The sequence below is a fragment of the Bordetella tumbae genome (genome assembly GCF_965139195.1).
Taxonomy (GTDB): Bacteria; Pseudomonadota; Gammaproteobacteria; order Burkholderiales; family Burkholderiaceae_B; genus Bordetella_A; species Bordetella_A tumbae.
In genome coordinates this window covers 1-23,444 of sequence record NZ_CBCSJH010000015.1, presented here as the reverse complement: position 1 = coordinate 23,444, position 23,444 = coordinate 1, and the positions used below count along the sequence as shown (strand labels likewise).

The window sequence follows — 23,444 nt, the reverse complement described above, 5'->3', positions numbered from 1 at the left end:
GTGCCCCGACCTGCGTCTTCCACTATGCTGGATTCACATTCCTCTATTTCCGATGCACCTGCGACGGGGCGCTGGCATTTTCCGCGCGGCTCGCTGGCACGCTATCTGGTCAAACGGCTGCTGCCGCCCATCCTGGTGCTGGTGGCGCTGGATTTGCTGGCAACCTGGGTCATCAGCCATAAGTTCGATATGGCCGGCTGGATGCTGGAGGATTTTTTCTGGGTCATGGTCCTCGGCCAGGCGGTGCTGGTGGGGGTATTCGCCGCTGTGATTGTGCAGGGTGTGCGATCCGGATTACGTTCGGTCAACCATCTATCCGAAGAAATCCGCCAGCGATCTATCGACGATATGCAGCCGCTGGAGGTTGCGGGGGTGCCGGCCGAGATCGCGCCTTTGGTGACGCACACCAATGATCTGTTGTTGCGTCTGGATGCTTCATTGGCTGCGCAGCGCCGATTCATCGGCCACGCCGCGCATCAACTTCGTACGCCGTTGAGCGGGCTGCGGATGGAATCCGAGCTGATGTTGGCGCGTCCGCTGCCGGACGATGTGCGGGCGCGTGCCGAACGCATCAAAGCCGTCAGCGATCGCATGATCCGGCTGGGGCAGCAACTGCTGGTATTGGCGCGGTCGGATCCAAACGCGCGTCCGCAGGACAGTTTCGTCCGCATCGACCTGTGTGAATGGGTGCGGGTGAGCGGTGCGGAATGGATACCGCATGCTCATGCGGCGCATTTTGATATCGATCTGGTGGCGCCGGATCATCCTGTCTGGATTGATGGCGATCCATTGTTGCTGGATGAGTTGCTGGGCAATCTGATCGATAACGCCGTGCGTTATGGTAATGGCAGCGGTCGTATCACGCTGACGGTCGGTGAGAATCCGCCGACATTGGTTGTCGAGGACGACGGTCCGGGAATCCCTGGCGAGGAACGCGAGCGCGTGTTCGAGGCGTTTTATCGTTCGCCCGGCACCAGTGCCGGCGGTTCGGGATTGGGGCTGGCCATTGTGCGCGAGATTGCCCATGCGCATGGCGCATGGTGGAAACTGACCAGCCGGCCTGAATATCCCGGTACGCGTTTGTCTGTCGCTTTTCCCGGCCCTCGCAAAGGGGCGCAATTGACCCGTCAGGATCGTACTGTTTGACTCACTGGGAGTAACGGATGAGTTCGCCTGTGCAGGGCACTATTTCATCGGGCAATGAGCACGCTGCGTCGTCCAAAGCGATGCTGATGCTGGGGGCGCTGGGAGTGGTTTATGGTGATATCGGCACCAGTCCGCTGTATACCTTGCGCGCCTGTCTGGTCGGCTTTGCCGATGTTGAACCTGATCACATTCTGGGTGTGCTGTCGATTCTGTTCTGGCTGTTGATGCTGGTCGTCTCGTTCAAGTACGTCATGTTGGTGCTGCGCGCCGATAACCGGGGCGAGGGTGGCACACTGGCATTGCTGGAGCTGGCTGTACGCGGGCGGTCGGATCGCTCTCGGTGGCTGCTGGTGGTGCTGGGGATTTTCGGGGCATCGCTGTTTTATGGCGATAGCATGATTACGCCGGCGATTTCGGTGTTGTCAGCGTTGGAAGGTATCGGCGTGGTGTCGCATACGCTGGATCCCTGGATCGTCCCGTTGGCGCTGGTGGTCCTGATATTGCTGTTCGTGATTCAGTCGAAAGGCACCGGGGCCATGGGCAAGCTGTTTGGCCCCATCATGGCGTTGTGGTTTACGACGCTGGCGCTATTGGGGGGATGGCAGATCTGGCAAGCTCCTCAGATATTGCAGGCCTTGAATCCCGCGTGGGCGCTGAGCTTCATCGATGAGTTTCCCTTGGGTAGTTTCCTGTTGCTGGGCGCAGTGGTGTTGGCGCTGACAGGGGCCGAGGCGCTTTATGCCGATATGGGCCATTTTGGCCGTCCTGCGATTCGCCGTGCCTGGTTCTCGATGGTATTGCCGGCTTTGGTGCTGTGTTATTTCGGTCAAGGCGCATTGTTGCTGCGCGACCCGCAAGCCATCCGCAATCCCTTTTTCCTGATGGCGCCGGAGTGGGGGCTGGTGCCCCTGGTGATCTTGGCGACCATTGCCACGGTCGTGGCGGCGCAAGCCGTGATTTCCGGTGCGTACTCGGTGACGCGCCAGGCAGTGCAGTTAGGGTTTTGGCCGAAGATGCAGATTTTGCACACGTCCGCGGTCGAAAAGGGCCAGATTTATTTGCCGCAGGTGAATGCGTTGCTGCTCGTGTCAGTGTTGATTCTGGTCCTGGTGTTCCAGGATTCCGAAAACCTCGCTGCGGCGTATGGTTTTGCGGTCACTGGCACCATGTTGGTGACAACGGTACTGGCGTTTGCGGTGTTGCCGCGCGGTGCGACCGGCGGCAAGCGGGTGTTGTGGTTGGCGACGCTCGGCGTGTTGCTGATAGTAGATATTCTGCTGTTCGGCGCCAATATTTTCAAAATCCACGAAGGCGGCTGGTTGCCTTTGCTGGTGGGCGCGATCGTCTTTTCCTTGATGATGACGTGGCGAAGGGGCCGCCAATTGCTGGCCCAGCAGCAGCGCCGCGATCAACAGCCGTTGAAAGAATTCATGGTGCAGCTCGAGGAGTATCCGCCTGCGCGGGTGCCAGGCACGGCGATTTTCATGACCATGAGCCCAGGCCTGGTGCCGGCCGCGTTGCTGCACAACTTGAAGCACAACAAAGTGCTGCACGAGCATGTGCTGTTCTTGACGGTCGCGGTGGCGGATGTGCCGTATGTGTCGGCGCCCGAGCGCTTTACGGTCGAACAGATCAGTGCCTCGTGCTGGCAGGTTGTGGTGGATTATGGGTTTAAAGAAGATCCCAATGTGCCTGATGTCTTGAGGCATGTGGCCGAGGCTTACCCGGAAATTGATCTGGAGCCTATGCGGACGTCGTATTACTTGTCGCGTCAAACCGTTGTTGCGGCGAAAAGGCCTGCGATGTGGCGCTGGCGGCGCGGGGTGTTTGCGTTCATGGCGCGCAATGCGACGCGTAGTACGAAGTTTTTCAAGATTCCGCCGAATCGTGTGGTGGAGATGGGGATGCAGGTCGAGGTTTAAGCGGGGCTGCGTGGGTGGTTACGTGTGTTGTGGAGCTTTGTTCTAGGCGACGAGGGAGTGTTTGCTGGCCTGGTGGCGGAGTTTTTTTAGCCGTTTCTGCCGGTCGCCCGGAAGCCGCGCCGGGCCTATCGCGCGGACTCGGCCCATGACCAGGGGCCTCGGTCCGCTTCGCGGACTGGGATCCGCGCTCAACGGCCCGGNGCGGCTTCCGGGCGACCGGCAGAAACTCGTAGAGGTGGCTGGCCGTCGCGGCTTGATAACTGTCGAAATCGAAATGATCCGGGCCAAAAAAACCGCACATCAGTGCGGTTTTTTTATGGGAGGATGTTTACTTCTTGCCGTTGTCTTTCAACTGGGGCAATGCCGTGCCGGAGGCGGCCAGCAGGCCGGTTTGCACGTAGGTGAAGAGCTTGGCGCGCGTGTCGGTGATGTCGAGGTTGCGCATGGTCAGCTGGCCGATACGGTCCGCGGGGGTGAACGGGGCGTTTTCCACCTTTTCCATCGACAGGCGCTCGGGCGCGTAGGTCAGGTTCGGCGACTCGGTGTTCAGGATAGAGTAGTCGTTGCCGCGGCGCAGTTCCAGGGTGACTTCACCCGTGACGGCGCGGGCGACCCAGCGCTGGGCCGTTTCGCGCAGCATGATGGCTTGCGGATCGAACCAGCGGCCTTGGTACAACAGACGGCCAAGTTTGCGGCCGCTCTCGCGGTATTGCTCGATGGTGTCTTCGTTGTGAATGCCGGTGACCAGGCGCTCGTAAGCGATGAAGAGCAAGGCCATGCCCGGGGCTTCGTAGATGCCGCGGCTCTTGGCTTCGATGATGCGGTTCTCGATCTGGTCGCTCATGCCCAGACCATGACGGCCGCCGATGCGGTTGGCTTCGAGCATCAGTTCGACGGGATCGTCGTACGCGACGCCGTTCAGCGCAACGGGCTGGCCTTCTTCGAAACGGACGGTGACTTCCTCGGCTTTGACGGCGACGTCATCGCGCCAGAACGCCACGCCCATAATGGGCTTGACGATGCGGATGCCGGAGTTCAGGTGCTCGAGGTCTTTGGCCTCGTGCGTAGCGCCCAGCAGGTTGGAGTCGGTCGAGTAGGCTTTTTCCGCGGACATCTTGTAGTCGAAGCCGGCCTGACGCATGTACTCGGACATTTCCGAGCGGCCGCCGAGCTCGTCGATAAAGCGCTGATCGAGCCAGGGTTTGTAGATTTTCAGGTCCGGGTTGGTCAACAGACCGTAGCGGTAGAAACGCTCGATGTCGTTGCCTTTGAACGTGCTGCCATCGCCCCAGATGTTGACGTTGTCTTCCTTCATGGCGGCCACGAGCATGGTGCCGGTGACGGCGCGGCCAATGGGCGTGGTGTTGAAATAAGTGATGCCGCCAGTAGAAATATGGAACGCGCCCGATTGCAGGGCAGCGATGCCCTCGGCAACCAGCTGCGGCCGGCAGTCGATCAGGCGGGCGCTTTCAGCGCCGTAGGCCAGGGCTTTGCGCGGAATTTCGTCGTAGTCGGATTCGTCGGGTTGGCCCAGGTTGGCGGTGTACGCGTAGGGGACGACGCCGTTATTGCGCATCCACAGCAGGGCCGCGCTGGTATCCAGGCCGCCCGAAAAGGCGATGCCGACTTTCTGGCCGATGGGCAGATTGGGAAGAATAGTGGTCATGGTGTGTAAATCGCCTACGGGACGACGACGAATGAAACGAAAGAAGAACCGCCAGACGCGTTGAGCAAGGCAAAGCCAAGCGGCGCGTATGCGGAATCTTCCATTTTAACGCGTTTACTGTGAGTGGTCGTAACCTACCACTGGGCGCGGCGCTTCTGGTTTAAGCATCCACCTTCCAACTCCCTAGAGAGCAGCAAAAGCAGCCGTTCCTAGCTGTGAGTTTGCCGCAGCCGGGGCGCAGTGGCGGGCAGGCCTGTCGGAGGCTGCCGAGTCCGTGAACCATCGGCGGGGGCAGTCCGGGGGCCATGTTTGAGTGGAGCGCAGCGGAGCGAGTTTGGCCCCCGGCCCGCCGATGGTTCACGGACGTAGGCCGAGTCCCCGTTGAGGGGATGAGTCAGCCGACCAGGCCTGTCCGCCACGGCGCCCCGGCTGCGGCAAACGGCTCAAGAACTCGCTTTTCCCGCCGCCCCAAGACGTCAAAGCCACACGCCCAAGCACAAGAACTCAACCGAGCCTCGCACCCGAGCTCACTTTCAGTCAATTTTTCCCAGCAGCAGGAATTCCATCAGCGCTTTCTGCACATGCAGGCGGTTTTCCGCCTCATCCCAGACAACGCTTTGCGGCCCGTCGATGACTTCACCGGTGACTTCTTCGCCCCGGTGAGCGGGCAGGCAGTGCATGAACACGGCCTGGGGATCGGCGGCAGCCATCATTTCCGCGTCAACGCACCAGTCGGCAAAAGCGGCACGGCGAGCATCATTTTCGGCCTCGTAGCCCATGCTGGTCCAGACGTCGGTCGTCACCAGGTGAGCGCCGCGGCAGGCCTCGATGGGGTCGGCGAACTGGCGCAACACGCCCTCCGGCGGGGTGCCGATGCGGTTAGACTCGAGCTCATAGCCGGCCGGCGTCGACACATGCAGCGTAAAGCCCAACATTTCGGCCGCCTGCAGCCACGTGTACGACATGTTGTTGGCATCACCGATCCAGGCAACGGTCTTGCCGGCGATAGGGCCGCGGTGCTCGATGTAGGTAAAGATGTCGGCCAGAATCTGGCAAGGGTGGAATTCGTTGGTCAGCCCGTTGATGACGGGCACGCGCGAGTGCGAAGCAAAACGTTCGATGCGGGTCTGCTCGAACGTGCGGATCATGACAATGTCGACCATGCGAGAAATCACGCGGGCCGTGTCTTCGATGGGCTCGGAGCGGCCCAGCTGCGAATCGTTGGAAGTCAGGTTGATGACAGAGCCGCCCATTTGGTACATCCCGGCCTCGAACGAGACGCGGGTACGGGTGCTGGCTTTCTCGAACACCATGGCCAGAGTACGGTCATGCAGAGGCATATGGGGCTCGTAGCGCTTGAACTTGTCTTTGATCAAGCGGGCGCGGTCGAGAACATAAGCGATTTCACTGGGGGAAAAGTCCCGGAACTGCAGGAAGTGCCGCAACGGGCCAGTCTGGTGCGCAGGAGGTGTCATGATGAAAAGGGCGAAGCCAAAACATCAATCATATACAATTCGCGGCGCGGGCCGCATCTTTGTCGTTTGTCCGATCCGGACGCAGCGCACGCCGCCCGTGGTGAAAAATTCATGACAAATCGCGTCAAACAATTCGTTATTCACGGTGTCACCGAGAGTGGCTCCCGTTTTCGTCCCAGTGATTGGGCCGAGCGCCTGGCCGGCGTGATGGCCCAGTTCCGGCCGCCTGGCTCGGCCGGCAGCCACTTGACTTATTCGCCCTATGTTTTACCCATGTTGATCGATGGGGTGCGGGGAGTGGTGGTGGATCTGCGGCTGCGGGAACTGGAGCCCCTGGCTTACAAATTCGTGGTGGATTTCGCCCGCGACAATAACCTCAAGACCGAGGAACGCGAGGTGTGAGGCCCAGGCCTAATATTGATACCCCAGCGTCAGCATGGCGGTGCGGCCATCCCCCAGCGCGACGGCGTTACGCAAGCCTCCGGTGAAGTAATCCTTGTCGAACAGGTTTCGCACCGTCAGTGCGGCCCGCCAATGTGCCGCGTGATACGCGACGCCGACGTCTGCGACGGCGTAACCGGGAATTTCGTACCCGTAGGCATGACGGGGGCTTTCTCCGCGTACGGCGCCGTTCAGTTCCCAGCCTAGCAGTCGGTCCTGCAGGCGATAACGCGCCGTCAGGTTGAAACTGTGCCGTGGCACGTTGTCCAGCCAGTCTCCCTCAGTGGAGGGTGATTGTCCGCCATCGTCGGTGATGACGGCAGCGGTATAGGCGTAGCCGCCCATCAGGCTCAGGCCGTTGCCCAGGTCGGACGCAAAGCCGATTTCCGCGCCCCGGGTACGTTGTTCACCTACGGCGATACTGAAGCCGTCGTTGAAGGGGTCGGATTGCAGGACGCTGCGGCGGCGTAAATCGAAGGCGGCCAGCGTCAAGCTGGTAGCCCCGTCATCCAGATCGAATTTCACGCCGATTTCCCATTGTGATCCTTTTTCGGGATCGAACACATTACCGTCGACGTCGGTCCCGCTGTTGGGAAAAAACGAGGTTGCATAGCTGATATAGGGGCGCACACCGGGCCACATTTCGTACATGAGTGCTGCAGATCCTGTCGTGGCTTGAGATGGGTTGTCCGCGCGTTCGCCATTCAAATGATTGGTGGAGTAGGTCGCGGCCTGGTCGCGCCTCAAGCCTGCCACGAGCTGCCAGCGTTCACCGAACGCTATCTGATCGCGCAGATAGACGCCCAATGCGCGTAATGTCGAGGTCGTATCGGTCCGGGGGTTGGCGGGGCACGAGATAGCGCTCCCGTAGACGGGGTCGTAAACATCCAGCGAACCTACGCTGCAGGTATACGACAGCGCGTTTTCCCGCGAACGTAGATAGTCGACCCCGACAGTGATGGTGTGACGGCCCAGCGGGGTGTCGAAAAGGCGCTGAGCATTGGTGTCGAGCGAAAAGGTGTCACCATCCCAGGCCTGGTCTGTCGCGGTGCGCCGCAGGGTTCGATTGTCCGCATTCAGCGTGCCGTTGGCGATCAACTGCCCCGTGACCGAGAACTGTTGCCAGCGCAGGTTTTGGTTGACGGTCCAACCGTTGGCAAAGCGATGGGTGAGGGCATAGCCGATGCGGCTCTGAAATGCCCGATAAGGGTCCTGGTCGGGTTCGCCGATGAATCGGTTGCGAGCAATGCTGCCCAATGGATTGGGCAATACCGAGCCCGCCAGCGGCAAACCCTGCTGGCGGATGTAGCGGCGTTCTTGGTAGCTGGCCAAAATCGTAAAGTCGGTGGCGGCGCCCAGGTCGAGTGATAACGAGGGGGCGATCCAGCGATTCTTGAACCACACGTAGTCGGTCGCGTCGTGTGAGTTCATGGCCAGTGCGTTCAGGCGAAACGCCGCCTTGCCGCTGTCGGAAAGCGGCGTACCCATGTCCAGTGTGCCCTGATAGAAATCATGGCTGGCCACCGTGACATCGGCGCGGGCAAAGACCTCGGCTTGTGGACGTTTGCTCACCATGTTCACCAGTCCGCCCGGCAATACCAGGCCATACAGCAGTGACGCGGGTCCTTTGAGGACTTCCACTTGCTCTACGCCGAACAATTCTTGTGCGACGCGGTTGCTGTCCGAGACACGCAGGCCGTCCAGAAAAATGGAATCCGATGCCACTTGACCGCGAATGATCAAATCGTCCCAGCCGCGGCGGCCAAATTGATTGCTGACCACGCCCGGCACATTGTGCAGGGCATCGGCCAGGGTCTGTGCCTGTTGGCTGTCGAGTACGGCGCGTGGCACTACGGTGATGGATTGGGGCGTTTCAGATAACGGAACAGAGGATTTATTGACTTGCGGTGGGGCGACCGGATTGAACGCATCGGGGTTGTCATCGCCGGTTATCTGTACCGCCGGCATTTGCGCGACGTCATCATCGGTACTGTTTGTCGTGGTGGGCTGCGCTATGGCGAGGGCAGGGACGAGTGCGATCAGGCAAGCAAGGGGACGTTGCAGCAGCGGCGAGGGCATGGCGTGATGTGAAATGCGGCGAGGTGAGAGGGCGAACGAGATCGGCGGAGAGCATCGGTTGATACTCACGCGTAAGTAATAATTATTGCACTAATAATGATAATTGTTTTTATTACTAAAATTCGGCGCGTTGCCGATGATGCGCAATGGTGTTGGATGGCCCCGAGGGAAGCGCCTGACTCTGTAAGCCAAGGGATCAGATTCAGGTGCGATAGCGGGCGTTGCACCCGCTCGGCAGGCCAGTGCCGGCATGATAGTGAGCCGTCGCACGGCTCACTATCATGCCGCGGATTTATTCGACCGGCGTGACGAGCTTGCCGTTCTGGAAATACGATGCCAGGTTTTCCAGCATCAGGTCTTCCATGGCTAGGCGGGTTTCGTAGGTGGCGCTGCCGATGTGAGGCAGCAAGACGGTGTTGTCGCTATCGACGAGGGCCTCGGGTACCTTGGGCTCGTATTCGAAGACGTCCAGGGCGGCGCAACCGAGTTTGCCGTTCTCGAGTGCGGTTGTCAGGGCCTGTTCGTCAATGACGGGGCCGCGCGCGATGTTGACAATGATGCCTTTGGGGCCCAATGCCTCGATGACCTGCTGATTGACCAGGTGGCGGGTTTCCGGGCCGCCGACGGTGGCAACGATCAAGAAATCGGCCCAGGCAGCGAGATCGACCAGCGAGGCTTCGTAGCCGTATGGCACATCAGTACGTGCACGGCGGTTGTGATAGCGGACCTCCATGTCGAAACCGTCGCCACGGCGGGCGATGGCCTGACCGATACGGCCCAGGCCGATCACGCCTAGTTTTTTGCCGCTGACGCGGGTGCCCAGCGGAATGTTGCCATGGACCTGGCCCCAGCGGCCGGCGCGTACAAAGCGGTCGCCCAGGCTCATGCGGCGCGCCCCGGCGATCATCAGCCCCCAGGCCAGATCGGCCACGCAGTCGGTCAGAACGTCGGGCGTATTGCTGACGAGCACGCCGCGGGCACGGGCGGCCTGTACGTCGATGGTTTCATAGCCCACCCCCCAACTGCAGATGGCTTTCAGATCAGGCAACGCATTGATCAGGTCGGCGTCGGCGCCCATGGTTGCCGAGGTGACCACGGCGGTGATGCCTTTGCCGTAGTCGGTGAGGGCAGCTTTGCGATCACCATGTTTCCAGAGCTCGAAAACGTCGTAGTCGTTCGCGAGCCGCTGGTTGGCAGAAGGGGAGCCGGACAGAGAGCCGACCTGAAGAATGCGTGGCTTTGTGGTCATGTCGTTGTTGGTTGGGGTGGGAAAAAGTACATGCTACTTGATTTACTGCAACTCAATGCCGCCTTCTTTGATGACCTGTTTCCACCGGGCGACCTCGGCTTTTTGGAAGGCGGCGAACTCTTCGGGCGTGTTGGCGACGACCTCGAAGCCCAGGCCTTGCAGGGTTTTCGTCACGCCGGGTTCGCGCAGGGTCGTACGCAGCGCATCGGACAGGGTTTTCACGACAGGTGCCGGGGTGTCTTTAGGTACGGCAAAGCCTTGCCATGAGTACACCACCATGTCTTTGATGCCGGCTTCGGCCAGCGTGGGTACATTGGGCAGTTCTGGTGAGCGCGTATCGCCGGTGATGGCCAGGGCCTTCAGTTTGCCGGCCTGCACGTGTTTCTGTACCGCGCCCAGGTTTTGGAACGAGACGTTGACCTGGGCGCCCATCAGGTCGGCAATGGCCGCGCCGCCGCCGCGATAGGGGACGTCTACGCCCGTCGTGCCGGTGCGTTGGCGAAACAGGATGGCAGACAGATGGTCGGACGATCCCGTGCCGGATGAGGCGTACGAGACTTTGCCGGGATTTTTCTTGGCGTATTCCACCAGCTCGGCGACAGTGTTGGGAGGGAACGAGGGCGGTGCAACCAGGATGTTGGGGTTACGCACGGCCTGAGTCAGATAGGTGAAGTCTTTGCTGGGGTTGTACGAGAGCTCTTTGTACAAGGCCTCGTTAATGGCAAAGGTGCCGATAGAACCGACCATCATGGTGTAGCCGTCTGGCGTGGAGCGTGCCAGAGCCTGCGCGCCGATCGCGCTGTTTGCACCAGGTTTGTTTTCGGCCACGAAGGTCTGGCCCAGGAGCTTTTGCATGCCCGGCAAGACTGAACGGGCGGTGATGTCAGACGAGCCGCCGGGCACAAAGGGCACGATGACGGTGACGGGTTTGTCGGGGTATGAGGCCGCCTGGGCAGCGGTTCCGCCGAGCAAGGTGACGCTGGCGGTTGCGATGGCGCTAATCAGTTTCTTCACGATGTCTCCTGTGCGCGTTTTGGCGCATCTTGTGAGAGGGAGTCTTGTAAAACAAGACCAAGCGTTGAGAGTATGCTTGTCAACCAAGTATACTTTTCCGAGGCCGTATCGTACGGTGATAAGCACGGCATTTTTAGCAGTAAATACCCTAGTGCGAGCACGCTCGCACAGCGAAGATAACGATAAGCCGGAGACAACTTTATGCGTGATATTCCTGCTCTACAGTCCGCTGCCGTATTCGAATCAAAGCAGACGAATCCTGGAGATGAAGCATCGGTCAATAGCGGACGTCGACGTTGGTTGGCGGGCGTCGGCGCAGCGGCGGTGACGCTGCCCACATGGGCGCGTGCCTGGGAGCCTGCCGCTGCGTACCCCGATCCTTCGGTACAAGTGCTGGACGCGGCGTTTGAACCCTATCGGTTGTTCAATGCGGGCGTGGAGCGCATTGCGACGGGCATGCGTTGGAATGAGGGTCCGGTGTGGTTTGGCGATGGGCGGTTTTTGCTGTGGAGCGATATTCCCAACGACCGCATCATGAAATGGGACGAATCCACGGGGGCAGTCAGCGAGTTTCGCAAGCCCTCGAATTACTCCAATGGCAATACGCGCGATCGGCAGGGCCGCCTGGTGACGTGCGAGCATCTGACGCGCCGCGTCACCCGTACGGAATACGATGGTTCAATCACGGTGCTGATGGATAGCTATGAAGGCAAGCCGCTGAATTCGCCCAATGATGTGATTTGCCATTCGGATGGTTCTATCTGGTTCTCGGATCCTCCGTTCGGGATCGGCGGAAATTACGAGGGCCGCAAGGCCAAGGCCGAAATGCCGCATACGGTCTATCGCATCGATGCGCAGACGGGCAAAGGCGAGGCCATGATCACCAATCTGAAGGGGACCAATGGTTTGTGCTTTTCGCCTGATGAGGCGCTCTTGTATGTGGTCGAAGGGCGCGCTACGCCGAACCGCTTGATCCATGTGTATGACGTGACAGATGGGGGCAAAAAGCTGTCCAACGGCCGTGTGTTCCTGGATGCGCAAGGCGGCACCATCGACGGGATGCGCTGCGATGTGGACGGCAATCTGTGGCTGGGCTGGGGCATGGGTGAGGGCAAGGACGGCGTGATGGTCGTCTCGGCTGAAGGCAAACGCCTGGGTCACATTCATTTGCCTGAGCGCTGTGCCAATCTGTGCTTTGGCGGTGCGCAGCGCAATCGCCTGTTCATGGCGTCGTCGCATTCCATTTATGCCTTGTATGTGAACACGCAAGGGGCGGTTGGCGGTTAACGGGTCATGGCGACTACACGTAAACGAGCAGCGAGCCCAGGGGCGCGCAGGGCGAATGCGAAACCCTTGGCCCCGGCAGCGAACGCGGGGGCAGGTACGAACGAGGTGGGCACGGCATTGATCGAGAAGCCGAGCAGCGGCGCCCTGGTCCTGGAGCGAGGCCAGCGCGTGCGTTTGGCGGATCAGTTGTATGGCCAGATCTTTGAGCAGATCGTCGAGGGCGGGCTGAATGTCGGCGACAAACTCCCGTCCGAGCACGAGATCTGCGAGCGTTTTGGTGTCTCGCGGCCGGTGGTGCGCGAGGCGCTATTGCGCTTGCGTGCTGATGGGTTGGTAACGGCGCACCAGGGCTTGGGGACGTTTGTCAGTCATCAGCCCGCCCCGCGTTTAAAAACGTTTAACGATGTGCAGAATGTAGGGGCGTATTTACGTGCCCAAGAGATCCGCATGGCGCTGGAGGGCGATGCTGCTCGTCTGGCAGCGATGCGGCGCACGGACGAGGAGTTGCATCAGATCGAGCAGGCGCATGCTGCGTTCGTGGACGAGCTGGAGCGCGGCCATATTTCGGCCGAAGCAGACCTGGCCTTTCATGCCTGTATTGCGCAAGCGACGGGCAACGATTATTACCTGGGCGTGCTGGAATCGATCCATGAGTCGATCAGTGGTTTTATGCGTCTGACATTGAGCCTGACGCGGACCGGGTCACGTCAGCGTGCGCAGCGTGTGGTGGATGAGCATGCTGCCATTTTGGCTGCGATACGCGAGCAGGATGGCGAGCGGGCGCGGGTGGCAATGCAATTCCATCTGGGTCAGGCACGTCATCGCTTGGTGGATCGTGAACGCGATCAATGAGAATCCAACGGCTGGGCGCGATGCGGTGTTGTTGAACGCAGGTATGGGTGGCAATACGGGTGAATGCCCGTTGAGAACAAGGGTGTGAAGCCCGAAGGAGAACGGTAGTGAAGGGTGGGAGTAGCCAAGTGACCAATGTGCCGGCGCAGCAGGTGCGTCAGCAAATACGGCTTGTATTGATGGCGTGGGGGATGCCGGAGGATCTGGCGGTCACCACATCGGATCTGATGGCAGAAACGGATTTGCTGGGGGTCGATTCGCACGGCATTTCGATGTTGCCTGCGTACGAGGCCAAGTTGCGCGCGGGTACTTTGCAGATCGGTGCGCGGCCTCGTGTGGTGCGCGAGGCTGCGTCTACCGCGTTGCTCGACGGTATGGCAGGCCTGGGGTATCCCGTTGCAGCGCAAGCGATGAGTCTGGCGGTAGACAAGGCCCTGGAACACGGCGTAGGCGCCGTGTCGGTAAGAAATTCGCATCACTTCGGCGCGGCAGGTGTTTACGCGCGCATGGCGGTGCGGCGCGGCACGGTGGGTCTGGTCACCAGTAGTGCGACGACGCTGATCATGGTGCCCACGCATGGCGCATTTCCGATGCTGGGGACCAATCCGATTGCGTTCGCGGCGCCCGCGGCACAGAACGAACCATTTGTGCTGGACATGGCCACGACTACGGTGGCAGCGAACAAGGTCAAGGTGTACGACTTTCATGGCAAGCCCCTGCCGGAAGGGTGGGCGGTCGATGGCCAGGGCGGCAATGTGACTGATTCGGCTGAAGCGATGCGCTATATCTTTGATCGCCGCGAGGGCGGATTGACGCCGCTGGGCGGTACCGCCGCCATGAGCAGTCACAAAGGCTATGGTCTGGCAATGATGGCGCAAATCCTGGGCGGCACGTTGAGCGGCAGTGCCTTGGCGGCACGGCAGGCCGCGGTGCGTCGTCCGGGCGATCCCGACGATATCGGGCATTTCTTTTTGGCGCTGAATCCGGATGCATTCCGGGAGTCGGGGTCATTTGAGGACGAGCTGGACGAGGCGATCGATACCTTGCATGAGACGCCGCCGGCCGACCCGGCCAAGCCCGTGCAGGTGGCCGGAGAGCCCGAGGCCGTCGAGCGGGAGCGTCGCTTGCGTGAGGGCATTCCCATCCCATTGGCGTTGGAAGAGCGCCTGCGCGCCATTTGTGAGCGTAGCGGGGTGGACTACGTCCTGACCCCTGTTGGCGCAGCCTGAGCCTCTGACGCTGCGTTTGATTGATATTTTCCAGGGGCCGCGTGTCGCGCCACGTTTTTGGCTCTCGTTGCTGGATTTTGTGCCGCAACGGGAGCGTTCTACTTATCCAAGGAAGTGATCATGAGTTCACCGTTGCCTAACCGTTTCCGCCAGCAGATTCTGGCCCGCGAACGGCTGATCGGCTTTTGGATGTGCATGTCCAACCACATTACCGCCGAGCTGGCAGGCCTGGCCAACTATGATTGGTTGCTGATCGACGGCGAGCACTCGCCTAACGAAGTCCCATTGATGTTGCAGCAGTTGCAGGCCCTGCAGGGCAGCACCAGCGCGGCGATCGGCCGGCCGTCGTGGAACGATCCAGTCGAGATCAAGCGTTTGCTGGATATCGGGTTCTATAACCTGTTGATCCCGTTTATCGAGACGGCAGACGAGGCGCGCCGTGCCGTCGCCGCGACGCGATATCCGCCGCAGGGGATCCGCGGTGTGGCGGGCGCGCAGCGCAGCAACCGCTACGGCACGGTGCCGGATTATCTGACGACGATCAACGACAACGTTTGCGTGTTGTTGCAGATCGAGAGCCGAGCCGGCGTCGATGCCGTCGACGACATCGCGGCGGTCGAGGGCGTGGACGGGATCTTTATTGGTCCGTCGGATCTGGCGGCGGGCCTGGGGCATCTGGGCAATCCGGGGCATCCAGAGGTGCAAGAGGTCATTCGCCATCTATATGACCGCGTCACCGCCCAGGGCAAGGCCGTCGGCACGTTGGCGCCTGTGCAGGCAGATGCGCGCCGCTATCTGGACATGGGCATGCATTTTGTCGCGGTGGGCACAGACCTGGGCGTGTTCAAACAAGCGACCTTTGCGTTGCGCGAGGCGTTTGCAAAGTAAGCGAAATCGGCCGGCGGTCCGGCCGATTTGTTTGCTGGCGCATGTCGCGCAGGCATACATGCCTCGGCGGAGCCTGGGATCAGCGGCGGCATGCGAAAACCGTTGCTGCAATAACAAAAGGATGCCCACGGGCATCCTTTTGTTTTGCCGTATTCATGCAGCCCTGCAGAGCAGGGGCAGCAGAATGGCTTAGGCCAGCGCCTTGATGGCGGCAGCCAAGCGGCTCTTGTGGCGAGCGGCCTTGTTTTTGTGGATGATGTTCTTGTCAGCCACGCGATCGATCACGCTGGTGGCTTTTTGGAACACGTCGCTAGCCGCCGCCTTGTCGCCGGCTTCGATCGATTGGCGTACGCGCTTGATGGCGGTGCGCAGCATCGAGCGCAGGCTGGAGTTGTGCTTGTTACGCTCGACGGATTGGCGAGCGCGTTTGCGGGCTTGGGCGGTATTGGCCATGTGTTGATTAATTAAGTGAATTCGGCAAAGTCCAACATTGTAGCAAGTTTGCCGGGGATTGCAAGGAATTTCTAGCGTTGTATCTCAAGATTGTGCCAGAGCGCCATGGGCGTGTCGCGAGGGCAGCTGAAGTAGCGCTACGTCAGGTCGAGGCAACGGCAATGGAGGTAACCCAGGGCGTGAAACGTTGCACCGTAATGGGCAGGTCCTGTTCGAGGCTGCGCAATGTTCCGTTAATGTCATCGAGCGAATATTCGCCGGAGACGGGTAAACCGCCAGCTGCTACGGTAACACGTAGTGTCCCCGAATAGTAGGGGCGTAGTGTCTCGACAATTTCATTCAGTGTCACGTCGCGCGCCACGATGCGTCCCTGTTCCCAGGCGGCTCGGGCGGCCATTTCGCGGCTGGGCTCACCCAGGCGAAGCGCATCAAATCGCATACCCATGCCGGGTTGCAAAATGGTATGTGCACCAGCACGGGTCTGGATTTCGATCGGCTCGTCGTGCGCCACAACCAGCGTGCGATGCGATTGTTGGCGCACCATATAGCGGGCACCGTGAGATCGAATCAGCCCCTCGGCAGTCTTTGTCAGGAATGGCCGGTTTTCGTTCGCGGTAGCCGCGATAGTGACCGCACCGCTTTGCAAATTAAGCTGGCGTAAGTACGGGGTATAGCTCAGGTCCAAGGCGCTGCGGGCATCGAGGAGCAAGCTGCTGCCATCGGTGAGGGTGTAACGACGCCGCTCGGAAGTCCCGGTCGCTGCATCCGACGTCAAGTTTTGCAGCGGGTAAAGCGCGTTGCATGCATACGCTGCAGCCCCGCCAGCGAGTACCGCGAGCCCCGTGCGAGCCAGGAAGCGGCGCCGGCTATAGGAGGCGGTCGCCGATGAGAGAGGCGAATCGTTGGACTGATCAAAGGCTGCGCCATCGATGCTGGTGGTCAAAGTCTGCCAGGCTTGATGGTGCTGAGGGTGAGCATCGCGCCACGCGCGGAACTCTGCGTAGTCGTGCTGCGTAGCACGGCCTGAGCGCAGCAATAACAGCCAATCAATGGCTTGGTTTGCCAGAGGGGACGCGTGGCTGAAGGGAGGCATCATTCCCATAAGCGAATCCGAACGGCTATTGAAGGTTAAATAATAATGCTATTTTTACTTTAATTTACATTAACTGTGAATATTCTTTTAAATAAAGTTAAAAACTTTTTTATTCTTAACAATCCACGGGAGATTATTTGCTGCGCCGGCGGCCGAAATCGCGTAGGCGGAAACCAAAAATAAACAGCACAGCAAAGTAGGCCAGTCCGCTGGCGGCTAGTACGGCGGCCAGCCAAAGCGCGCGTTGCGCCGGGTGGCTTTGTAACGCTATCCAATCCAGATGGCCGTCGGCGTAGTAAAGCACGGCGGCCAAGGCTGCCAGGGCAGGCAGCAGCCGCAATGTGAATGCGAGCCAGCCTGCGCTGGGGTGGTAAGTCCCGCGGCGCAATAGACCGAACAATAAGGCCAGCGCGTTGAGCGTGGCGCCCAGGCCGATAGCCAGCGCCAGGCCCGCGTGAGCCAGTGTGGGGACCAGGGCCAGATTCATGAGCTGGGTCACAATCAGCACCATGATGGCGATTTTGACCGGTGTGCGGATATCTTGTTGGGCATAAAAGCCGGGCGCCAGGATTTTCACGCTGAGAATCCCGATCAGGCCGACGGAATAGGCCATCACGGCCAGTCGGGTCTGGGTGACGTCTTGCGCCTGAAAAGCGCCGTAATGAAAGAGTGTGGCCACCAGTCCGTCCGACAGCAGGGCCAGGCCTAACGCCGCCGGCAAGCCCAGCAACATCACCAGCCGCAGCCCCCAGTCCAGCAGAGCGGAATAGCCGGCCAGGTCTTGTTTCGCGTGTGCCGCCGACAGGCTGGGTAACAATACGGTGCCCAGTGCGACCCCCAGCAATGCGGTGGGAAACTCCATCAAGCGATCGGCGAACGATAGCCATGTAACACTACCTGGCGTGAGCCAGGTGGCAATATTGGTATTGATCAGCAGCGATATTTGCGCCACGGATACGCCTAAGGTGGCTGGCGCCATTTGCTTCAGGATGCGTTTGACCGTAGCGTCACCCCAGGCTTGACGCAGATTGGTCGCAAAGCGGGGCGTCAGGCCCAGGCGCGCCAGGGCAACCCATTGAACGGCCAGCTGGGCGATACCGCCCGCCATGACGCCAATTGCCAGGGCGTAAATGGGAATGTCCATGCGCGGAGCCAGCCATAGGCATGCCCCGATCATGGCGACGTTCAGCAGAACGGGAGTGAAAGCCGGTACGGCAAAGCGCCGCCAGGTGTTCAGGACCCCCGAGGCAAAGGCCACCAGCGACATGCAGAGGATGTACGGGAACATCATCCGTGTCATCCACACTGCTGCACCAAACTCAGTCCCGCGAGCTTCGCCGCGCAAGCCGCTGGCCATGGCGGTGACGACCCAGGGGGCGGCCAGAATGCCGATAAGGGTGACGGCCATCAGGGCCAAAGTCAGCAACAGCGCCACCCGGTCCAACAAGGTGCGTACTTCGTCGTCTGTGCGTTCGTTGCGGGCAGCGCCCAGGATGGGCACGAAGGCCTGGGCGAATGCTCCCTCGGCGAACAAGCGCCGCAGCAGATTCGGAATCCGGAACGCGACCCAGAATGCATCTGTCAACGGCCCGGCGCCAAAGGCGCGCGCGACCAGAATGTCGCGAACCAAACCGGTGATACGTGACAACAGCGTGAAGCTACTGACCGTAGCAGCCGAGCGAAACAGACTCATGGGGTGACAGGGAGCAAAAAAACGGCAAGAAAAACGCGCATGCCGTCGGGGGGAGTGCCGTCCCGGGCATGCCCGGGACGGCATGGTGCGCACCTGCAGCGTCGGTGCGCAGGGCTTGCATCATTTTGGCGGCATGCGGATGGCACCATCCAGACGGATGGTCTCACCATTGAGCATGTCGTTGGTGACGATGCTGTGCACCAGTTTGGCGTAGTCCTCTGGACGACCCAGGCGCGCGGGGAACGGGATGCTGGCGGCCAGAGAGTCCTGAACGTCCTGGGGCATGCCGAAGATCATCGGCGTGCCGAAGATCCCCGGTGCGATGGTCATGCAACGGATACCGGCTTTGGACAGATCGCGCGCGATCGGCAGGGTCATGCCCGCGACGCCGGCTTTTGAGGCGGCGTAAGCCGCCTGGCCGATCTGGCCATCGAATGCCGCAACGGAGGCGGTGTTGATCAATACGCCACGTTCGCCGGTTGGCTCGGGGGTGTTGCTGCTCATGGCTTCAGCGGCCAGGCGCATCATGTTGAAGCTGCCGATCAGGTTGATCGAGACGACTTTCTGGAACAGATCCAACGGATGGGCGCCATTTTTGCCGACGATCTTGGCGGCAGGGGCGACGCCTGCGCAGTTGACCAGGCCGAACAGTGCACCCAGCTCGAGGGCGGCAGCGACGGCTCGCTGGCCGTCAGCTTCTTGGGTGACATCGCAATGTACATAGCGTTGGCCCAGCTCTTTGGCCAGGGTTTCGCCGGGCTCGTCTTGAACATCGGCGATGACGACTTTTGCGCCGTTTTCGACCAGCATGCGTACGGTGCCGGCACCCAGGCCGGAGGCCCCGCCAGTCACAATGAATACCTTGTTCGCGATTTCCATACGGGTTCTTCAGAGGGAGAGGTTCAAAGAAACGCCGTGGCGTGCCACGGCGTCAGAGAGCAGCGCGAAGGCCTTAGCTGGCCAGCGCCTCGAATAGGCGAGTCTTGATTTCATCAACTGCGCCTACGCCCGAGATCTTGCGGTATTTGGGCGCCTTGGCATCGCCTGCGTCGGCCCAGGACGAGTAGTAGTCCACGAGCGGGCGCGTTTGGCTTTGGTAGACGGCCAGACGGTTGCGTACGGTGGCTTCGCTGTCGTCGTCGCGCTGGATCAGCGGCTCGCCGGTGACATCGTCCACGCCCGCGACCTTGGGCGGATTAAAGCGCACGTGATAGCTGCGGCCGCTGGTCGGGTGGACGCGACGGCCACTGATGCGCTCGATGATGTCTTCTTCGGGGACGGCGATTTCGACGACGTAGTCGAGTGCGACGCCCGCGCTTTTGAGTGCATCAGCCTGAGGAATCGTACGCGGGAAGCCATCAAACAAATAACCGTTGGCGCAATCGGGCTGTTTCAGACGGTCTCGCACCAGGCCGATGATGATGTCGTCAGAAACCAAACCCCCTGCGTCCATGACCTTTTTGGCTTCCAGACCGAGCGGGGTGCCGGCCTTGACGGCCGCACGCAGCATATCGCCGGTGGAAATCTGCGGGATGGCGAACTGCTGGGTGACGAAGGCGGCCTGGGTGCCTTTGCCGGCGCCGGGCGGACCGAGCAGAATGAGACGCATGGGAGGAGCTCCTGAATAGTGGATGAATTTTAAGAATGAGGACGATTATGCCGCAACGCGGGGGCTGGTGTGATTACCAGAATCAGGGAAAACCCGTCATTGGGAGTGATTGGCATACCACGCACGGACCCGATCGAGGTCTGCAGGGGTGTCTACGCCAGCCATGGGAGGTTGCGGAGTGCGATGTACGACGATGGTGTGGCCATGTTCGAGCGCGCGCAGTTGTTCGAGGGCCTCGAAACGTTCCAGTGCGCCTTGAGGCAGACGCGGAAAACGCCGCAAAAATGCCACGCGGTAGGCATACAAGCCAATGTGATGCAGTGCCGGTAACCCAGGGGTCAATACGCGTTCGCCACTGGCCAGGGCATCGCGAGCCCACGGAATCGGCGCGCGCGAAAAATACAAGGCGCGTCCGTCAGCGCCGCAGACGACCTTGACGACGTTGGGATTGAAGAGGGACTCAGCGTCGGCCAGGGGACAGGCGCACGTCGCGATGTCGGCATCGGGATGATCGAGCAACAGTGCTGCGACGGCGTCGACGAGCGCGGGATCGATCAGCGGTTCGTCGCCCTGGACGTTGACGACGATGGCATCATCGGCCAGACCCAGTTGTTCGACGGCCTCGGCCAGGCGATCGGTACCGGTGGGATGGTCCGCACGGGTCAATACGGCTTGATAGCCGTGTTCGGCTGCCGCCTGCTGCACGCGGGTATCGTCGGTGGCGATGGTGACTTGTGCGGCCTGCGAACCCGCGGCGCGCTCCGCCACGCGCACGACCATGGGTTTGCCGGCTATATCGGCCAACGGCTTGTCGGGCAGGCGTGTGGACGCCATGCGCGCGGGGATCAGGGCGATGAAGCTCACGATGCCGCTGCGTCGGGGCGAGGGGTGTCCAGCGACCGGGCCTCGGACTCGAGCATGACGGGAATACCGTCACGCACGGGGTAGGCCAGGCGGTCGGCGCGGCAGGTCAGTTCGGCCTGGGCGCGGTCGTAGTCGAGACGGCCCTTGCAAAGCGGGCAGACGAGCGTATCAAGTAGGCGGGATTCCATAGGCGTAATTCTAAAGCAGTTTGGGGCCGGAACGGACGCAGCGCTACCCGAGATGCGAGGTTCGATGTGACGTTTTTAGCCAGGGGCGCGGTGGTGTTTGCGCCGATCGGCGATTTTGCGCAGATGTTGGTCGAGCCAATCGAACAACGACGGATCGGAAAACTGCGCCCGGACCGGGATTTCCCAGAGGCGCGCATCACGCTGAGTCTGGCATTTGATCGCGTCTTTCGAGGTGATCAAAATCGCTTCGGCCTGCACGGATTCAAAGGGGGACTGACGATAGTCGTAATGATCGGGCAGCGCTACGCAAGGATCCGGCTGTATGCCGGCCGCCTGCAAGGTTGCGAAAAATCGGTTGGGATTACCGATGCCGGCCACTGCGGCAACACGGCGAAAGGCCGATGGATCGGCAAAGTCGGCTAGCGCACGTTGCACGCCCGTTGCGATCTGGCGGGCGGCATCGGGATGCAACTGCATGTCGGTGTGCCTGGGGCCAGTCCGGCTGTCGCTGGCCGATGATATCGATTGCGTACCACCGGCAGACCGATTCGTGACGATGACATCCACGGTATTCAATCGGGATACGGGCTCGCGTAATGGTCCGGCAGGCAACAGGTGCCCGTTACCGACGCCGCGTTCGTCCTGCACCACGATTTCCGCGTCACGCGCTAACGCCAAGTGTTGCAGGCCGTCATCGGACACAATGACATCCGTTTGCGGGTACTGTTCCAGCAGGGCTTGGGTGGCCAGTGCGCGGCGCGGATGCACCGCTACAGGGGCGCCGCTCGTATGGGCGATCAAGGCGGGTTCGTCGCCAAAGTCCGCAGGATTTAGTTCACCGCGACCTACCCGGGCCTGGGGGCCGATTTTGACGCCGTAGCCCCGGCTGACGACGCCGGGTGTCCAACCGCGTTCGCGCAACGCCTGTACGGTTGCGATTACCACGGGGGTTTTACCCGTACCGCCGACATAAATGTTGCCGATCACGACCACTGGCACGGGGGCGCGATAAACCGGACGCTGGCCATTCACATACTGCGCGCGACGTCGTTTCACATGCCACCCCGTCAGGGCGGCAAGCGGGCGCAGCAGGGTGGCCAGCCAGCCGTCACGCTGCCAATGACGTTGCATAACGCCTGATGCGGACGGCGAGGGGGACGAGGGGTTGCGTGGCACGGCGGGGATCACCGGGCGTTCTGAGCGGCAAAATTGACGCGGCTGATACCCGCCAGGCGAGCGGCCTCCATGACGTTGACGACGGATTGGTGCGTGGCTTGCGCATCGGCGTTGATCAGCAACATGGGGGATTCTTTCCCCGCCGCCGCCAGGGCGAGCATGTTGGCGATGTCGCTGGCGTTGGCGGCGTCGATCACTGTTCCGTTCAAGGCATAGCGGCCATCGCGACTGACGTCGAGCGTGATCTCGGGAGCGGTGTCTTGCTCGATGGCGGCCTCGGGCAGGGTGATCTGCAATTGCGTATAACGGGCAAAAGACGTGGTGGCGGCCAGAAAGATCAGGATCACCAGCAAGACATCGATCAAGGGGATCAGATTGATGTCGAGTTCATCGCGGTCACCGCGCCGGCTGCGAAAATTCATGGCTGGGCCCTGGGCGGAACAGTCGGGCGGCTCAGCCGTGCGAGGCGTGCCGCGGCCTGTTCCATGTCATTGAGCAGGTTATCGGCGCGGCTGCGCAGATAACGGTGGGCGATCATGGCGGGAATGGCGATCAAGATGCCGAAGGCGGTGTTGTACAGCGCAATGGAAATGCCACGCGCCAATTGGGCGGGGTCACCGCCAGCGGGGGTGTACGACGCAAAAATCTCGATCATGCCCACGACGGTGCCGAACAGACCGAGCAAGGGGGCGATGACGGCAACCGTGCCGAGCGCGGCAATATATCGGTTCAGATCGTGCGCGACAGCTCGGCCGACGTCTTCGACGGCAGAGCGCTGGACCTCGCGCGGTTGATTCCGGTGACGCAGGACTTCGGCCAGAATGCGGCCCATAGGCGAATGCTGTTCCAGCCGGGTCAGTGCTTCAGGGCTGTCCTGGCTGTTGCGCTGCATTTCCAGCACTTGCTCGGCCAAGCCTTTCGGCAAAATCAAATTGCGGCGCAGGGACAGCAGCCGTTCGACGATCAACGCCAGGCCCAGGATAGAGGTAATCAGCAGCGGCCAGATTGGCCAGCCGGCTTCGCGGATAATGGACAGCAAAAGAAGGGCTCCGGGAGAGGGCTGCGGTGAAGGTCGCAGCCGATTTAAGCGCGCACTGTACCGGTCAGAAGGGGGCTATGG

The 23,444-nt window shown here is 60.8% G+C and carries 22 protein-coding genes; 7 read left to right on the top strand and 15 right to left on the bottom strand.

The genetic code is table 11. The features are described 5' to 3' along the window. Positions 1–24 precede the first annotated feature (24 nt). On the top strand, positions 25–1,146 hold the full coding sequence (locus ACNA0J_RS16460) for a sensor histidine kinase (RefSeq protein WP_415819949.1): 1,122 nt from the start codon (positions 25–27) through the stop codon (positions 1,144–1,146). Positions 1,147–1,163: 17 nt separating this feature from the next. After that, the gene (locus ACNA0J_RS16455; protein ID WP_415819948.1) at positions 1,164–3,068 is read left to right on the top strand and encodes a potassium transporter Kup; all 1,905 of its coding nucleotides are present in this window, start codon (positions 1,164–1,166) and stop codon (positions 3,066–3,068) included. A 328-nt stretch (positions 3,069–3,396) separates the two neighbouring features. Here the strand turns inward: ACNA0J_RS16455 and argG are convergent, their stop codons facing one another. After that, positions 3,397–4,734, bottom strand: coding sequence for an argininosuccinate synthase (argG, locus tag ACNA0J_RS16450; protein ID WP_415819947.1), 1,338 nt, complete (start codon positions 4,732–4,734; stop codon positions 3,397–3,399). 533 nt (positions 4,735–5,267) lie between these two features. Continuing rightward, positions 5,268–6,209: an ornithine carbamoyltransferase gene (argF, locus tag ACNA0J_RS16445; protein ID WP_415819946.1), complete on the bottom strand. Its 942-nt coding sequence runs from the start codon at positions 6,207–6,209 to the stop codon at positions 5,268–5,270. A 111-nt stretch (positions 6,210–6,320) separates the two neighbouring features. Here argF and ACNA0J_RS16440 point away from each other — a divergent pair, with 111 nt between their 5' ends. Further along, a complete protein-coding gene (locus ACNA0J_RS16440) occupies positions 6,321–6,611 on the top strand; it encodes a DUF3579 domain-containing protein (RefSeq protein WP_415819945.1) in 291 nt (96 codons plus the stop codon). A 9-nt stretch (positions 6,612–6,620) separates the two neighbouring features. Here the strand turns inward: ACNA0J_RS16440 and ACNA0J_RS16435 are convergent, their stop codons facing one another. The 3 genes from ACNA0J_RS16435 to ACNA0J_RS16425 form a co-directional block, all read right to left on the bottom strand. After that, positions 6,621–8,729, bottom strand: a complete 2,109-nt coding sequence (locus ACNA0J_RS16435; protein WP_415819944.1) for a TonB-dependent siderophore receptor — start codon at positions 8,727–8,729, stop codon at positions 6,621–6,623. A gap of 292 nt (positions 8,730–9,021) precedes the next feature. Continuing rightward, positions 9,022–9,978 carry a 2-hydroxyacid dehydrogenase gene (locus ACNA0J_RS16430; protein ID WP_415819943.1) on the bottom strand — a complete coding sequence of 319 codons (957 nt, stop codon included), beginning with the start codon at positions 9,976–9,978 and terminating at the stop codon, positions 9,022–9,024. 42 nt (positions 9,979–10,020) lie between these two features. Then, positions 10,021–10,992, bottom strand: a complete 972-nt coding sequence (locus tag ACNA0J_RS16425; protein WP_415819942.1) for a Bug family tripartite tricarboxylate transporter substrate binding protein — start codon at positions 10,990–10,992, stop codon at positions 10,021–10,023. Positions 10,993–11,193: 201 nt separating this feature from the next. Here ACNA0J_RS16425 and ACNA0J_RS16420 point away from each other — a divergent pair, with 201 nt between their 5' ends. From ACNA0J_RS16420 to garL, 4 genes are all read left to right on the top strand, one after another. Continuing rightward, positions 11,194–12,279, top strand: a complete 1,086-nt coding sequence (locus ACNA0J_RS16420; protein ID WP_415819941.1) for an SMP-30/gluconolactonase/LRE family protein — start codon at positions 11,194–11,196, stop codon at positions 12,277–12,279. Positions 12,280–12,285: 6 nt separating this feature from the next. Further along, the gene (locus ACNA0J_RS16415; RefSeq protein WP_415819940.1) at positions 12,286–13,131 is read left to right on the top strand and encodes a FadR/GntR family transcriptional regulator; all 846 of its coding nucleotides are present in this window, start codon (positions 12,286–12,288) and stop codon (positions 13,129–13,131) included. A 137-nt stretch (positions 13,132–13,268) separates the two neighbouring features. Beyond that, positions 13,269–14,360 carry an Ldh family oxidoreductase gene (locus ACNA0J_RS16410; protein ID WP_415820020.1) on the top strand — a complete coding sequence of 364 codons (1,092 nt, stop codon included), beginning with the start codon at positions 13,269–13,271 and terminating at the stop codon, positions 14,358–14,360. 120 nt (positions 14,361–14,480) lie between these two features. Further along, complete coding sequence (garL, locus tag ACNA0J_RS16405) at positions 14,481–15,248, top strand: 2-dehydro-3-deoxyglucarate aldolase (RefSeq protein ID WP_415819939.1); 768 nt, start codon at positions 14,481–14,483, stop codon at positions 15,246–15,248. Positions 15,249–15,437: 189 nt separating this feature from the next. Here the strand turns inward: garL and rpsT are convergent, their stop codons facing one another. The 10 genes from rpsT to ACNA0J_RS16355 form a co-directional block, all read right to left on the bottom strand. Then, on the bottom strand, positions 15,438–15,701 hold the full coding sequence (gene rpsT / locus ACNA0J_RS16400; protein WP_415819938.1) for a 30S ribosomal protein S20: 264 nt from the start codon (positions 15,699–15,701) through the stop codon (positions 15,438–15,440). 142 nt (positions 15,702–15,843) lie between these two features. After that, positions 15,844–16,794, bottom strand: a complete 951-nt coding sequence (locus ACNA0J_RS16395; RefSeq protein ID WP_415820019.1) for a DUF4880 domain-containing protein — start codon at positions 16,792–16,794, stop codon at positions 15,844–15,846. A gap of 133 nt (positions 16,795–16,927) precedes the next feature. After that, on the bottom strand, positions 16,928–18,487 hold the full coding sequence (gene murJ / locus ACNA0J_RS16390) for a murein biosynthesis integral membrane protein MurJ (RefSeq protein ID WP_415819937.1): 1,560 nt from the start codon (positions 18,485–18,487) through the stop codon (positions 16,928–16,930). A 120-nt stretch (positions 18,488–18,607) separates the two neighbouring features. Then, the gene (locus tag ACNA0J_RS16385; protein WP_415819936.1) at positions 18,608–19,366 is read right to left on the bottom strand and encodes a 3-hydroxyacyl-CoA dehydrogenase; all 759 of its coding nucleotides are present in this window, start codon (positions 19,364–19,366) and stop codon (positions 18,608–18,610) included. A gap of 73 nt (positions 19,367–19,439) precedes the next feature. Then, the gene (gene adk, locus ACNA0J_RS16380) at positions 19,440–20,096 is read right to left on the bottom strand and encodes an adenylate kinase (protein ID WP_415819935.1); all 657 of its coding nucleotides are present in this window, start codon (positions 20,094–20,096) and stop codon (positions 19,440–19,442) included. Positions 20,097–20,192: 96 nt separating this feature from the next. After that, positions 20,193–20,960 (bottom strand): 3-deoxy-manno-octulosonate cytidylyltransferase, encoded by a 768-nt coding sequence (gene kdsB, locus ACNA0J_RS16375; RefSeq protein WP_415819934.1) that lies wholly within the window; start codon positions 20,958–20,960, stop codon positions 20,193–20,195. Further along, complete coding sequence (locus ACNA0J_RS16370; protein WP_415819933.1) at positions 20,957–21,148, bottom strand: Trm112 family protein; 192 nt, start codon at positions 21,146–21,148, stop codon at positions 20,957–20,959. The genes kdsB and ACNA0J_RS16370 overlap by 4 nt, the downstream gene beginning before the upstream one ends. A 75-nt stretch (positions 21,149–21,223) precedes the next feature. Then, positions 21,224–22,279, bottom strand: a complete 1,056-nt coding sequence (lpxK, locus tag ACNA0J_RS16365; protein WP_415819932.1) for a tetraacyldisaccharide 4'-kinase — start codon at positions 22,277–22,279, stop codon at positions 21,224–21,226. 53 nt (positions 22,280–22,332) lie between these two features. Next, entirely contained in the window at positions 22,333–22,746 is a 414-nt protein-coding gene (locus ACNA0J_RS16360) for an ExbD/TolR family protein (RefSeq protein WP_415819931.1), read from the bottom strand. Then, positions 22,743–23,363: a MotA/TolQ/ExbB proton channel family protein gene (locus ACNA0J_RS16355; protein ID WP_415819930.1), complete on the bottom strand. Its 621-nt coding sequence runs from the start codon at positions 23,361–23,363 to the stop codon at positions 22,743–22,745. The genes ACNA0J_RS16360 and ACNA0J_RS16355 overlap by 4 nt, the downstream gene beginning before the upstream one ends. Positions 23,364–23,444: the final 81 nt, after the last annotated feature.

Coding starts and splice junctions, on each gene's coding strand:
- ACNA0J_RS16460 (WP_415819949.1), top strand. CDS start 25: ATGCTGGATTCACATTCCTCTATTTCCGATGCACCTGCGACGGGGCGC.
- ACNA0J_RS16455 (WP_415819948.1), top strand. CDS start 1,164: ATGAGTTCGCCTGTGCAGGGCACTATTTCATCGGGCAATGAGCACGCT.
- argG (WP_415819947.1), bottom strand. CDS start 4,734: ATGACCACTATTCTTCCCAATCTGCCCATCGGCCAGAAAGTCGGCATC.
- argF (WP_415819946.1), bottom strand. CDS start 6,209: ATGACACCTCCTGCGCACCAGACTGGCCCGTTGCGGCACTTCCTGCAG.
- ACNA0J_RS16440 (WP_415819945.1), top strand. CDS start 6,321: ATGACAAATCGCGTCAAACAATTCGTTATTCACGGTGTCACCGAGAGT.
- ACNA0J_RS16435 (WP_415819944.1), bottom strand. CDS start 8,729: ATGCCCTCGCCGCTGCTGCAACGTCCCCTTGCTTGCCTGATCGCACTC.
- ACNA0J_RS16430 (WP_415819943.1), bottom strand. CDS start 9,978: ATGACCACAAAGCCACGCATTCTTCAGGTCGGCTCTCTGTCCGGCTCC.
- ACNA0J_RS16420 (WP_415819941.1), top strand. CDS start 11,194: ATGCGTGATATTCCTGCTCTACAGTCCGCTGCCGTATTCGAATCAAAG.
- ACNA0J_RS16415 (WP_415819940.1), top strand. CDS start 12,286: ATGGCGACTACACGTAAACGAGCAGCGAGCCCAGGGGCGCGCAGGGCG.
- garL (WP_415819939.1), top strand. CDS start 14,481: ATGAGTTCACCGTTGCCTAACCGTTTCCGCCAGCAGATTCTGGCCCGC.
- rpsT (WP_415819938.1), bottom strand. CDS start 15,701: ATGGCCAATACCGCCCAAGCCCGCAAACGCGCTCGCCAATCCGTCGAG.
- ACNA0J_RS16395 (WP_415820019.1), bottom strand. CDS start 16,794: ATGCCTCCCTTCAGCCACGCGTCCCCTCTGGCAAACCAAGCCATTGAT.
- murJ (WP_415819937.1), bottom strand. CDS start 18,487: ATGAGTCTGTTTCGCTCGGCTGCTACGGTCAGTAGCTTCACGCTGTTG.
- ACNA0J_RS16385 (WP_415819936.1), bottom strand. CDS start 19,366: ATGGAAATCGCGAACAAGGTATTCATTGTGACTGGCGGGGCCTCCGGC.
- adk (WP_415819935.1), bottom strand. CDS start 20,096: ATGCGTCTCATTCTGCTCGGTCCGCCCGGCGCCGGCAAAGGCACCCAG.
- ACNA0J_RS16370 (WP_415819933.1), bottom strand. CDS start 21,148: ATGGAATCCCGCCTACTTGATACGCTCGTCTGCCCGCTTTGCAAGGGC.
- lpxK (WP_415819932.1), bottom strand. CDS start 22,279: ATGCAACGTCATTGGCAGCGTGACGGCTGGCTGGCCACCCTGCTGCGC.
- ACNA0J_RS16360 (WP_415819931.1), bottom strand. CDS start 22,746: ATGAATTTTCGCAGCCGGCGCGGTGACCGCGATGAACTCGACATCAAT.